Below are 13,478 nucleotides of genomic sequence, written 5' to 3' on the forward strand. Positions count from 1 at the left end.
AGAAATACATGAAACTATGCATTGTTCGAAAGCGATAAAATAATAATTCTTATATGCTGATACAAATATGATGAAATACCTATATTTTTGAAACCTGTTATAGGAAATTACAACGTTTTCGTTTATTTTATGTTTTGTTTTTATGAAAGAGGCAATAGACAAAATAAAACAATCTTTTTGGAGGTGCAGTAATGGTAAGAGTCGATCGTATTACATCAACACCGGATGCATATCGCCAGCAACAATATTATGCAGGCACTCATTTAGCCTATTACCCGGATTTATCAAAAGAACGGTCTACAGCTATTTCAAAATTTGAAAACGGTATTTTTAAACGTTACTTAGAAAAGCCAAATGGCCAGCGCGATTTAGTTTCTGCTTCCACGACAAGAGAAAAACAGTTATTAGAAATGCGTGAAGAACACCGTAACCGCGAAGAACTGCTCCAACGCTTAAATTATTCGAACGGAGTACATTATAGTGTGCAACAATCCTTCTTATAATTCATTTTCTGTATCCAAACGAAAAGAGAGGAAATGTTAAAAGTCGCAAACTTTTAATATTTCCTCTCTTTTTTATGAATCTTTTTTCGCAGACGCAATAATTTGCATCATTTTTTCTACTACTTCAAATGGCAGGTGATTCCCGCACTTATTGTAATCTACTGTAATTACTAGCTGTGTTCCTTCCATTCCAAAGCCGACTGCACGACCAAACTCCATTGATTGCTCAACAATTTGCGCACCGTTTGTATTGGCCGTTCCTTCTTCCGAAAGAATAATAGATACAACCTGCTGCTTTTCTTTTATTGAAAGCACATCTGCCTCTTTTGCCCAAACTTTCATACGGGCCACACGCATCAGACGCTCTGTTTCAACCGGTAAATCTCCAAAGCGGTCTTGTAGTTCATCAATAATTTCCAAATAATCCTCTATGCGTTCCATCGCTTTAATCCGTTTATACATCTGGATTTTTTGGTAGCCATCCGGAATATACGCGTCTGGAATATACGCATCAACATGCAGCATAATCTCGACATCCTGCTTCTCTTCTCTCTTCACACCGGTGCGACGTTCTTCAACTGCTTCTTCCAGCATTTGCGAATACAAATCAAAACCGATTGAATCGATAAAGCCATGTTGCTGAGCACCAAGTAAATTCCCGGCACCGCGAATCGATAAGTCACGCATCGCAATTTTGAAGCCTGATCCTAATTCCGTAAATTCTTTTACTGCCTGTAAACGCTGCTCTGCCACTTCAGTAAGAACTTTATCACGTTCATACATAAAATACGCATAGGCAATACGATTTGAACGCCCTACACGCCCTCGCAACTGATACAGCTGAGAAAGACCCATACGATCCGCATCATGAACAATTAAAGTATTTACATTTGGAATATCTACACCTGTTTCGATAATCGTTGTTGTGACAAGAACATCATACTCACCTTCTATAAACGATAGAATAACCGATTCAAGCTTTGCCTCTGTCATTTTCCCATGCGCAAAGGCAACTCGTGCATCCGGAACGAGCATCTGAATTTCTTCTACTCTTCTTGTAATATCCTCTACACGATTATATAAATAAAACACTTGTCCACCGCGCGCCATTTCACGCTCAATTGCTTCACGCACAAGCGCGCCGTTATGCTCCATTACATATGTTTGGACAGGGAAACGGTTTTGTGGCGGTGTTTCGATAACCGACAAGTCACGCACCCCTACCATTGACATGTGCAATGTACGCGGAATAGGTGTTGCTGTTAACGTCAGTACATCGACATTTGTCCGCAACTGCTTAATCTTCTCTTTATGTGTTACACCAAAACGCTGCTCTTCATCGACGATAAGCAGGCCTAAATCTTGATATACTACATCCTTCGATAGAATACGGTGTGTACCGATCACCATATCAACTGTACCTTCTTTTAAGCCTTTTAACGTGTCTGTCTGCTGCTTTTTCGTGCGGAAACGACTAAGCAGCCCTACATTGATCGCATAGTCTTCAAAACGCTTCGAAATCGTTTCATAGTGCTGTTGTGCCAAAATCGTAGTCGGCACTAAAAACGCCACTTGTTTGCCATCTAAAATGGCTTTAAATGCAGCACGAATGGCAACTTCTGTTTTTCCGTATCCTACATCTCCGCAAACGAGGCGATCCATTGGACGTTCCCGCTCCATATCCTTTTTCACTTCAGCAATTGTACGTAACTGATCTTCTGTCTCCTCATATGGGAAAGCCGCCTCAAAGCTTCGTTGTTCATCGGAATCCGGAGAAAAGGCATAACCTTTTTCTGCTTCGCGCTTTGCGTAAAGTTTGATTAAATCATCTGCAATATCCTGTACTGCATTTGAAACTTTCTTATGTGTTTTCTTCCATTCCGTGCCGCCTAGTTTATGGAGTTTCGGTTCTTTTTCACCTGATGGCACATAACGCTGAATCAGTTCGATTTGATCTACAGGTACATATAACTTATCGTCCTCACGGTAGCGTACATGCAAATAATCTTGATGTGTACCATTCACAACAAGTGTTTCGATGCCAATATATTTCCCGATACCGTGATGTACGTGTACAACATAATCGCCTGATTTAATTTCGGTATAAGACTTTATTCGTTCAGCATTTGTCATCTGCTGTGGCCGTGATTTTTTCTTAGCCTGCTGTTTAAAGAGCTCATCATCCGTAACAACCGCTATTTTCTGTAATGGCAGCTCAAAACCTGACGACAATGCCGTATTGACTAAATAAATACCCGGTGCATCAGCATAACCGATTGTTGACGCTATATGATAATCATCCAGTAAATTTTGCATCGCCTTTATCCGGCTTTCTGAACTGGCCGTAAATAACACGATGAATTTTTCATTTGACCAACGTTCGATTTCATTTTGCAGTAAGGCAATTTGCCCGTGGAATTGCTGCATCGGTTTACAGGAAATGTTGACTGTCTTTTTAAGAGTGATGCCTGCAAATGTTCTTGTGAATAATGCGAAATACATTTTCTGCTGTTTCAGCATTGAAAGCACTTCTTTTAAAGAATGGGATGGCTTTACATCGTGAAGCATTTTCCCCCCTTCAATCAATGAAACAAACCATTCATTTTCTTCACGTTCCCAGGCTTCCATTACTTCCTGAATACGGCCCAATTCATCAAATAAAACAAGACCGTCCTCTTTAAAGTAATCGCCTAAGAAATACGGCTGTTCAAATAAAAGCGAGCCATATTTTGCAATATAATCCGGCAGATGGCCAAGACGCAGCAGCTCAATATCATGTTGAATATTTTGCATGAGCAATTCCTGCGTTTCCTTTTTACGCACCTTTTTTAAACTAGCTGCCAATGACCCTTCCAGGCGTTCTGCAAGTTTTATACGCTCTTCTTTCGTTAAAAGAAGCTCTGTGGCCGGGAAAATTTTGATATCATTCAATTTTTCAATTGAGCGCTGATTATCGGCAGAAAAAGTACGAATCGAATCTACTTCCGTATCAAATAACTCAATACGGATCGGATCTTGTGCATATGGCGGATAAATATCCAAAATCCCTCCGCGCATCGCAAACTCACCTGGTGTTGTAACCATTTCACTTCTCGTATAGCCCATTTCAACAAGTTTATCTAACCAAATATTGATGTCGACATCTTGGCCTAAAGAAGTGTAAAGTTCGTATCCAAGCCATTTTTGAGGTGAACTTAACATACTTCTCATACCTGCAACTGGAATAATGTAGATTCCGCGTTCCTGATTGACTAAACGCCCTAATGTAGCAATACGCTGTGCACGCAGCTCATGGGAAGAAGTCGTCATATTTGCTGCGATAAACTCCTCAGCAGGGTAATAATGAACATGCCCTTCACCAACTAATGCAGTCAAATCATCTACTAACTTTTGCGCCTGCAATAGGTTTGAGGACACGATATAAATCGATTTATTTGTCTCTTGATAGATTGTATGGATCAATGCAGGTCTTGCACTTCCCGTTAACCCCGTAATGAGGTGATCGTTTGCTTGACCCTTTTGAATTTGCTCTATCATATTATCAATCTGTTTATCTTTTTTAAATATTTGATGTATCGTATCCACGTCTAGTCCCCCTTCTCTTTTTCGATAATGAAAACGAAAATGGAAAAAGCCTTGGCGCAGTTTATGCGACCAAAGCAACTCCTCTACTGTAACCATCTTTTTAACGCATAGTAATCGGGAAACTGACGCAATGAATCTTCACAATGCTCACAAATGCTGTAAACGGTCGTTTCTCCCCGCTCATTTTTTTTAATGAATTCATCGATTTCACCTATTTCAAACAAATGAAGCTTTTGAACCGTTTCTTCTGCATCGAAAGGCAAAGTACCAATCTCTACCTCACAATGTCTACAGCGGTAGCGTACAGGCATCTCCCATGGCCTCCTTTAAACACTTATGTATATTAAAGTCTAACCATTTTTTGATTAATTTATGCGCCGTTAAATTTGTTCATCACTTCTAAAAACGGCTTTGTTAAAGCTGTTTCCACAGCATCACAGCTCTTTTCGACAGCTTCTTTTACAATTGGCTGATCCTCTTTAGAAAATTTGGCCAATACGTAATCCGCGACTTTCATACCTGCTGGCGGGCGACTTACTCCGACACGGATTCGGTTAAATTCCTGTGTCCCTAAATGCTGAATTAATGACTTAATCCCGTTATGTCCCCCAGCGCTTCCTTTGCCGCGTAATCTTAACTTACCCGTTTCCAGATCTAAATCATCATAAATAACAATAATATCTTCAATTTCTATATCAAAATAATCCATTAGAGGTCTAACACATTCTCCTGATAAATTCATATATGTTAGTGGCTTCAATAAAATGACTTTTCCTTCAGGACGATGAACCGTTGCATACATACCATTAAATTTAGTTTGATTTAATGGTGCATTCCATCGATTGGCTAATTCATCAATCACATCAAAACCTATATTATGGCGTGTATGTTCATATGGTTTTCCCGGATTTCCTAAACCAATAATTAATTTCACTAGTAATCGCATCCTTTTTCTCTAATCGCCTTTATTTTATCATATATGCTCCTGAAAAGTATGTATCGTCCTCTAGTATTGTGCCAATGATTTCTCGCGCATTTTCCTTACAAGGAAGAGCACTAAAAAGCCTACTGCTGCAAAAAAGCGAACTGCTGTTGATAAATACATCGCTATTTCCATCGAGTAAGTTTCGAGCAGCCAAATCCCGATTTGCGGAGAAGAAAATGCAATGACTGCCAGCAGCACATTATAGGTTGTTATACAATATGTGCGGACTTCCTGCGGTGAATTTTCCAGTAATAGATTAAACAATATTAAAACCGTTCCTGAAACAAACAACCCGGAAAGAAAGGACATTGCGACTAAATAATATAGGTTAGTCGATAAAACCATCAGTAATGGTGCTGTCGACATACCAAAAGCAACCCAGACGAAGACACTCATATTGCCATATTTTTGCGACCATTTACGCCAAAGCGAAAATGAAAAAATTTGGGCAATCATATTTGCAACGTTGAACATACTAATCCAAAAGATTGTTGCTTCTGCATAACGAACATTATAAATATTAAAAACACCCCATGCCATTTGCCAGCCAAAGTTAAAAACAAGCGCAACAATTAAAAACAGGACATATTTATTGTCTTTAAAAATCGACCAATCCATTGCACGTTTCTTTTCCACATTCAGTTCACGCGCTGGTTCATCATGCTTTAATAAAAAATACAGTTCAACAACCCCGATTACAAAAGTAAACATGAATAGTATTTGATAAGCTATCCGATTAGCGGTCATGTCTTTCATAACAATGCCAATTGTTAATGTAACAAATAGGCCTACAACTGTAAGCAAGCGATTACGGTCACTGAAAAACTGGGCTCGACGCGTTTCCTCAATAATATTGCCGATAAATGACTGCCACCCCATATTAGCCATCGTATTCGGGACACTCATCGCAGCAATCAGGCCAAGCAGCAACCATGAACCAAAACTGCCTGGTACATAACTAATAAAAGCAATTAGCAGGAAAACAAAGCGTGCTGCCAATACAGAGAAAGCAACGAGCCTTTTTTGTTCAAATGCACGGTTTAGTAAAATGGCAGCCGGCAACGTCATAAGCAATGTAATTAACGGTGGCAAAGAACTGATCAACCCAACCTGGTAATTTGTCGCACCAAGAATCGTCATTGCAAAAATCGGAATGTAGCTGTTTGAAGTATTTTGTGCAACAGCTGATGCCATCCCGTGGTAAATACTCATTTTTTCATTATGTGTTCTCATAAAGACCTCTAATTTTTCTTAATATTTACTCATCTCCATTTTATTATACTTATTTTACTTCGGATGTCGAAGTATTTTTTTAACATTAAAAAACCGCTCTATATAATAGAGCGGCCTGTCCAATTGCTTAATCTTCTCTGCCTGGTTTTTCAGGCGATAATTTTTCTCCCGTTGCATCAAGATCATCGGCTGTTACATTATCTGCATTTGCATCAACATCTTCAACTGGTGCTGCTGGCGGTGTTACCGTTGCTAATGTATAGTCATCATTATCTACAATTGTAAACGCTGTAAATTGATTACGAACATTACCCACAGATAACGATTCACCAACTGCTAATTCGGATACATCGATTTCAATTGTGTCTGGAATTTCGCTTGGCTTCACTTTAATTTTCAATGTATGGTTAGGTTGAGTAATTACTCCACCTTCTTTTACACCAACTGAAGTTCCGATAAATGCGATTGGAACATCCACTTCAAGTTCTTCTTTCATATTGATAGCAAGGAAGTCAACGTGCTTCACATGTCCTTTTAGTGCATCACGTTGGATATCAGTAAGTACTGCATTTACTCTTTTCCCGCCTACTTCAATTTTAAACACACTTGTTGAACCATATGTTTGAACTGCTTTAGCAGTATCTCTATAATCCAACGAAATTGGTGTTGTTTTAGTTTCATAGCCATATAGCACACCTGCCAGTTGGCCTTCATTTCTAAGTTGGGTTAATATCGAACGTTTCCCAGTTTCTCGCTTCGTTGCTTGTAATACTGTAGTCATATTCCATCGTCCCCCTTAAATAATTATACAAAGATACATTTACCCTATCCTTGTCCACCCTAAACATAATCAATTGTCAGATTTTTTGCAAATATTTGCCTATAAAGATAGTAGGAAATAAAAAAACAGCTTAGGAAATAAAATTCCTAAGCTGTTTTGCTATTGATTAGTCAAATAATGTACTTACAGATTTATTTTCGTAAATACGAGAGATTGCATCTGCCATTAATTTTGCAACTGATAATTGCTGAATTTTTGGAGATAGTTTTTCTTCCGATAATTGAATTGTGTTTGTTACAACTAATTCTTTAATTGGAGAATTTTCAATACGCTCAATTGCTGGACCTGATAATACAGGGTGTGAACAACATGCGTAAACTTCTTTAGCACCGCTCTTAATTAATGCCTCTGCACCAATCGTAATCGTACCTGCCGTATCGATAATATCATCGATTAAAATACATACTTTACCATCTACATTACCAACAATGTTCATTACTTCTGCCACATTTGGTTTTGGACGACGCTTATCAATAATTGCAATTGGAGCTTTTAAGCGCTCTGCTAATTTACGCGCACGTGTTACACCACCATGGTCTGGAGAAACAATAACTAATTCCTCTTCATTAAATCCTTTTGTCCCGAAATGTTCAGCAAGTAGTGGTACAGCCACTAAATGGTCGATTAAAATATCAAAGAAACCTTGAATTTGAGGTGCGTGTAGATCCAATACGATTACACGAGTTGCACCGGCAGTTTCAAGTAAGTTTGCTACTAATTTAGCAGTGATTGGTTCACGCGCTTTTGCTTTACGGTCTTGACGTGCATAGCCATAGTAAGGCATAACAACGTTTACTGTACGAGCAGATGCACGTTTAACAGCATCAATCATAATTAAAAGTTCCATTAAATGCTCATTAACAGGTGCAGAAGTAGATTGAACGATAAATACATCCATTCCTCGAATACTTTCTTCAATGCTAATTTGGACTTCTCCATCACTGAAGTGTTTAACAGATGATTTCCCTAGTTCTAGACCCATTTCATCGGCAATCTCTTTGGCAAGTGGATTGTTAGAATTTAATGAGAAGATTTTTAATTTTGAGTCAGCGTATTGATACGGCATGATGGCCTCCTGTATTTTAGTTAATTTTATTTTGAATTTAATTTACTTACATAGCCTAATTTGTTTTCCTGACGAGCACGTGCAATCGCCAATGCATCTTCCGGAACTTCTTTAGTAATTGTCGACCCCGCAGCAATGAAAGAACCTTTTTTCAATGTTACCGGAGCCACTAAGTTCGAATTACATCCAATGAATACATCGTCTTCAATAGTTGTTTTATATTTGTTTTTACCGTCATAGTTAACAGTGATTGAACCGCAGCCAATATTTACGTTACTGCCGACTTCTGCATCGCCAATATAGCTTAAATGAGACACTTTCGTATCATCACCTAACGTACTCTTCTTCACTTCAACGAAATTACCAATTTTAACATGGTTTCCTAATGAAGATTCCGGACGTAAATGTGCAAACGGACCTACTGCTGTTTCGTTGCCGACTTGGCTGTTTAGTACAACTGAACTATGAATCGTTGTTGCATTACCAATTTGACTGTCGACAATATGACTATTCGGACCAATTTTACAATCTTCGCCAATAACCGTTTTTCCTTCAATGATCACTCCAGGTAAAAGAACCGTATCACTTCCGATTACTGCATCTGCACTAATATGTGTAGAAATCGGATTAATAATCGTTACACCATTGCGCATATGACGTTCGTTAATACGTGCACGCATAACTTCCTCTGCCTGAGACAGAGCAAAGCGGTCATTTACACCAAGCGTTTCATCAAAGTTTTCAGTTACATAAGCTGCAACTGTTTCACCTTGCTTTTGCAAAATTTCAATAACATCCGGTAAATAGAATTCACCTTGTGCATTTTCATTTTTAACGAGCTTAAGTGCTTCAAACAAAGCTTCATTATCGAAGCAGTATGTGCCTGTATTAATTTCTTTCACAAGCTGCTGTTCAGATGTAGCATCTTTTTGTTCAACAATTTGCGACACTTGTCCCTGTTCGTTACGTAAAATACGACCATAGCCAGTCGGGTCATCTGTAACCGCTGTCAAAATAGTTGCTTTTGCATTTTGAGATGCGTGTTGTTCAAGCAGTGCCTGCATTGTTTCAGGGCGAATTAAAGGAGTATCACCACATACAACAAGTGTAGTTCCGCTAAGTCCGCTTAAAATCGGCTCAGCTTGCTGAACTGCATGCGCTGTACCTAGTTGTTCTTCTTGTAAAACATACTCACTCTTATTTCCAAGTGTTTCTTTTACCAGCTCTGCACCATGTCCTACAACAGTTACGACACGCTCAACATTTAATGAGCTGATATGATCGATTACATGTTCCACCATTGGCTTTCCGCATACTGGGTGAAGCACTTTATATAATTTGGACTTCATTCGTGTACCTTGACCAGCCGCTAGCACGACCGCAAAAATATTCGTCATATTACAAGTCCTCCAATTTAGCTCATTTTCTCTTATGACTATAAAGCAATTTCATAATCTTTTCAAGGTATTCAGACTTGACAAATGTTTGAATTTAAAATATCTATAATAGTTTGACACATTTTCTTTTGTGTACTAATTCAGCAAATTTTTACGTGAAAAAGTAAATAATCAGTATATTTTCGATCTTATTGTTGTTTTTACTTTTCTGTTATAGAACATTTCTGCATATAAAATAATTCATAAAAAAAAGAGCCTCCTCATATGAGTGACCCTAATTAATATTAAACATTTACTTCTTCAAGCTCCAAAGTTTCCTCTGTATTTTCTTCAGCAGATGCATGGAAAGCTTCCAAAACGATTTCTTGAATTTTATTGCGCGTATTCGAATTAATCGGATGTGCAATATCGCGGAATTCGCCATCTGGTGTTCTTTTACTAGGCATAGCTACAAATAAACCAGTATTTCCATCAATTACACGAATATCATGGATGACAAATTCATCATCTAGCGTAATTGAGGCAATTGCACGCATACGTCCTTCTGTTTGAACACGTCGTAGTCTTACGTCAGTTACTTCCATTATTTATACCCCCTGTAGTTTGATGTGTAATTTTTAGTATTCGGGATGAAAGATTATATTCCTTCTATCATCCATTAAATTTCTAAAAATACATCATTTATCAATAGAATACAATATAATGTAATTTTTTTCTATCTACAATTTTTATAATTATTAAAATAAACTAAATATTCTACTTATTTATGAGAATTTTCTTAATAACTGCTGTAAATAGAGTCAAAATATTTTTTTAGTAAAAAAAATCCACGTCTTTTCTAAAATTAGAAAGCCGTGGATTTAAGCTATAAACAATATTATTCAAAATTAGAACAAAGAAATTATTATTTTACTAATGCAATGACTTCAATTTCAACTTTTACATCTTTTGGCAAACGAGCAACTTCTACTGCAGAACGAGCTGGCTTGTGCTCACCAAAATGGCTTGCATACACTTCATTCATTATAGCGAAATCATTCATATCTTTCATAAATACTGTTGTTTTAACAACTTGGTTTAAAGAAGAACCCGCTGCTGCTAAAACAGCTTTTAAGTTTTCGAATACTTGATTTGTCTGTACTTCGATATCGCCTTCTACAAGTTCCCCTGAAGCTGTCAGTGGAATTTGGCCTGAAGAATAAAACATGTTATTTACTACAATACCTTGTGCATATGGACCGATTGCTGCTGGTGCATTTGTTGCTGAAACTGTTTTCATTTTAATTTCTCTCCTTTTGAAAAAAATTACCTTCACTTAATGCTATTGTGCGATCTTTCTCATTTACTTCCTGCAGTTTTACTAAAGAATAGTAATCATCTACTAATGTAACATCAGCATGCTGTGCTTCTACTAATACAGCGATACCCGCCAACTCACATTCGAATTCTTCCAGTAAGTTCTTCATACCATTCATCGTGCCACCGACTTTCATAAAATCGTCGGTAATTAATACACGCTGGCCACTTTTCATACTACGTTTTGATAAAACCATCGTTTGAATACGACGAGAAGATCCTGATACATAATTAATACTCACCGTTGAACCTTCAGTCACTTTGCTGTCGCGACGTACAACAACAACCGGGACATTTAAATGTCTTGCAATCGCATGTGCAATTGAAATCCCTTTTGTCGCTACGGTCATAATGACATCAATTTGACGATCTGCAAACACGCTCGCAAATACTTTACCTACGCGATTCATCAATTCCGGATTTCCTAAAAGATCCGTCATAAATAAATAGCCACCAGGTAATAGTCGATCGGATTGACTAAGTTCTCCCATAAATTCCCCAATTATATCACGAACTTCTTGTTCCGCCATTTTAGGGATATATTTAACACCGCCTGCTGCACCAGGTACGGTAATTAAAAGCCCAATTCCTTTTTCTTCGAATGTTTCCTTTACAATTGTTAAATCTTCACTGATCGAAGACTTTGCAGAACTGTAAAGCTCAGAAAAATAAGTTAGCGGGATCAACTGATGTGGATGCTCAAGTAGATAGTAAGTCATATCTACAAGGCGTTCACTGCGCTTCCATTTCATGCGACCCTCTCCTAAACACTAATTATTAAAATACGAATATTTAATAGTCAAATTACCATAATTATACGTATTTATGCAAGTGGATTTCGTTCTCCTAACATACGTACCACATAAACTTCCTCACAAAAACCACGTAACCCATTATAAATTCTGCTGACACGTGCTTCATTTTCCACTAGCCCAAATACTGTCGGGCCACTGCCGCTCATTAGTACCGCGTCGGCACCAAAGCGCTGCATTTGTTCTTTAATTGTTATAACTTCCGGATGAAGCTTAAATGTTACAGTTTCCAAAACATTTCCAAGTGAACTGCACATTAGCTCATAATCTTCCGTTTCAATCGCCTTAATCATTTCTTTCGTGTTTGGATGCTGTAGCCCTTCAATATTCAGCCCACCGTATACATCCGCTGTCGATACGCCAATTTTCGGCTTGGCCAAAACGACCCAACAAGTTGGAGGTGCGGATAGTTCTTTAATCTTTTCCCCGCGCCCTGTTGCCAAAGCTGTACCGCCATAGACACAGAATGATACGTCAGAACCGATTTTCGCTCCATGTTCCGCAAGCTCGTCCAACGTTAAATTCAGATCCCACAACTCATTTAAACCGCGCAATGTAGCCGCTGCATCACTGCTTCCACCCGCTAGACCCGCTGCTATAGGAATTTGCTTCTCAATTGAAATGGTTACGCCTTCTTTAATACCATATGTATTTTTTAAAAGCTCTGCTGCCTGGTAAGCAAAATTCCGCTGATCATCCGGAACAAAATTATCTGTCGAAACAATTTTGATTTGGCCGTCTGCTCGTGATTCCAGTCCAATTCGATCAGCCAAATCGACCGTTGTCATAATCATTTCCACTTCATGATAATGATCCGGACGTTTATAAAGCACATCGAGTGTTAAGTTAATTTTTGCGGGTGCTTTTACGTATAACATTGAAAATTCCTCCTACTGTATAAGGCACGCATAATATGTAATACGCGATTAAAATTCTATTGCCCCTATTTTACCATACGGAAGCCTTGTATTATGCACGAAAACATTCACTTTTCTTCGCAAATTATCGTAAAAAAATGCATGCCGGACAATTCAGCAGTAAGACATTCTAAGGATTAAGTAAATTGCTTTCCTGCAATCAAAATAACACCACCGTAAGCGAGAACCTACGATGGTGCCATCTTTGTGTCAACTTATTTTTGGTTGTTCTGCGATTGTCTAGCTAAGTTTTCTTGAGCCATTTCAACCGCACGTCTTACCATGTTTCCTGCATCACGAGCTTTAATACCGCCCCAACCCTCACGTTGAACTACGTCGTAAAATCCAAGTTCTTTTGCAATCTCTTCCTTTAGACGACTCGACATGATTTTTTGTCTTGCCATGCAAAAAACCTCCTTTTCGTTGACGCTTTTAGCATGTGCAAAAAAGAAAAAAACACTCACTTTAAATGAGCGCTTTTTTAAAAATATTAAAATAAGTACTAGAAAAACTATTTGATGGTAGCTACAGCATCATCTAAAAAAGTAATCTCTACTGCTTCGGTAAGTATATCTGTGTAACTGTAAGATACGCGCTTACACGCATTATCTTCCTGCTTTAGTTCAATAACGAACACTGCATGGTAAGTGTCACTTAAGACGCCTTCGCATTCAATTGTTTTCTTGCGACCACCATTTGCTTTTAATTGCAAACGTTTACCCAAATGACTATCCAATGATTTTTTAATGTCTGCTAACGTTTTTGGCATTTTCGCATACACCT

The 13,478-nt window shown here is 38.2% G+C and carries 14 protein-coding genes; 1 reads left to right on the forward strand and 13 read right to left on the reverse strand.

The window, feature by feature from the left end; translation table 11 throughout:
- The first annotated feature begins 191 nt into the window (after positions 1-191).
- A complete protein-coding gene (locus B5473_RS00150) occupies positions 192-503 on the forward strand; it encodes a hypothetical protein (RefSeq protein ID WP_079523127.1) in 312 nt (103 codons plus the stop codon).
- A 72-nt stretch (positions 504-575) separates the two neighbouring features.
- Here the strand turns inward: B5473_RS00150 and mfd are convergent, their stop codons facing one another.
- The 13 genes from mfd to veg form a co-directional block, all read right to left on the reverse strand.
- Positions 576-4,088: a transcription-repair coupling factor gene (gene mfd / locus B5473_RS00155; RefSeq protein WP_079523128.1), complete on the reverse strand. Its 3,513-nt coding sequence runs from the start codon at positions 4,086-4,088 to the stop codon at positions 576-578.
- An 83-nt stretch (positions 4,089-4,171) separates the two neighbouring features.
- Positions 4,172-4,399 (reverse strand): anti-sigma-F factor Fin family protein, encoded by a 228-nt coding sequence (locus B5473_RS00160; protein WP_079523129.1) that lies wholly within the window; start codon positions 4,397-4,399, stop codon positions 4,172-4,174.
- A gap of 59 nt (positions 4,400-4,458) precedes the next feature.
- Entirely contained in the window at positions 4,459-5,022 is a 564-nt protein-coding gene (gene pth, locus B5473_RS00165) for an aminoacyl-tRNA hydrolase (RefSeq protein WP_039967424.1), read from the reverse strand.
- 72 nt (positions 5,023-5,094) lie between these two features.
- Positions 5,095-6,306 carry an MFS transporter gene (locus B5473_RS00170; protein ID WP_079523130.1) on the reverse strand — a complete coding sequence of 404 codons (1,212 nt, stop codon included), beginning with the start codon at positions 6,304-6,306 and terminating at the stop codon, positions 5,095-5,097.
- Between the two features lie 127 nt (positions 6,307-6,433).
- A complete protein-coding gene (locus B5473_RS00175; protein WP_079523131.1) occupies positions 6,434-7,087 on the reverse strand; it encodes a 50S ribosomal protein L25/general stress protein Ctc in 654 nt (217 codons plus the stop codon).
- A 166-nt stretch (positions 7,088-7,253) separates the two neighbouring features.
- Positions 7,254-8,213: a ribose-phosphate diphosphokinase gene (locus B5473_RS00180; RefSeq protein ID WP_079523132.1), complete on the reverse strand. Its 960-nt coding sequence runs from the start codon at positions 8,211-8,213 to the stop codon at positions 7,254-7,256.
- Between the two features lie 26 nt (positions 8,214-8,239).
- Positions 8,240-9,610 (reverse strand): bifunctional UDP-N-acetylglucosamine diphosphorylase/glucosamine-1-phosphate N-acetyltransferase GlmU, encoded by a 1,371-nt coding sequence (gene glmU, locus B5473_RS00185; protein WP_079523133.1) that lies wholly within the window; start codon positions 9,608-9,610, stop codon positions 8,240-8,242.
- A 284-nt stretch (positions 9,611-9,894) separates the two neighbouring features.
- Positions 9,895-10,194 carry a septation regulator SpoVG gene (gene spoVG / locus B5473_RS00190; protein ID WP_008408289.1) on the reverse strand — a complete coding sequence of 100 codons (300 nt, stop codon included), beginning with the start codon at positions 10,192-10,194 and terminating at the stop codon, positions 9,895-9,897.
- Positions 10,195-10,514: 320 nt separating this feature from the next.
- A complete protein-coding gene (locus B5473_RS00195; RefSeq protein WP_079523134.1) occupies positions 10,515-10,889 on the reverse strand; it encodes a RidA family protein in 375 nt (124 codons plus the stop codon).
- Between the two features lies 1 nt (position 10,890).
- Positions 10,891-11,718, reverse strand: a complete 828-nt coding sequence (gene purR / locus B5473_RS00200) for a pur operon repressor (RefSeq protein WP_079523135.1) — start codon at positions 11,716-11,718, stop codon at positions 10,891-10,893.
- Positions 11,719-11,789: 71 nt separating this feature from the next.
- Complete coding sequence (ispE, locus tag B5473_RS00205) at positions 11,790-12,656, reverse strand: 4-(cytidine 5'-diphospho)-2-C-methyl-D-erythritol kinase (protein ID WP_079523136.1); 867 nt, start codon at positions 12,654-12,656, stop codon at positions 11,790-11,792.
- Positions 12,657-12,910: 254 nt separating this feature from the next.
- Positions 12,911-13,099: a small, acid-soluble spore protein, alpha/beta type gene (locus B5473_RS00210; RefSeq protein ID WP_079523137.1), complete on the reverse strand. Its 189-nt coding sequence runs from the start codon at positions 13,097-13,099 to the stop codon at positions 12,911-12,913.
- Positions 13,100-13,206: 107 nt separating this feature from the next.
- Positions 13,207-13,464, reverse strand: a complete 258-nt coding sequence (gene veg, locus B5473_RS00215; protein WP_008408296.1) for a biofilm formation stimulator Veg — start codon at positions 13,462-13,464, stop codon at positions 13,207-13,209.
- Positions 13,465-13,478 lie beyond the last annotated feature (14 nt).

Source organism: Solibacillus isronensis, from assembly GCF_900168685.1.
Taxonomy (GTDB): domain Bacteria; phylum Bacillota; class Bacilli; order Bacillales_A; family Planococcaceae; genus Solibacillus; species Solibacillus isronensis_A.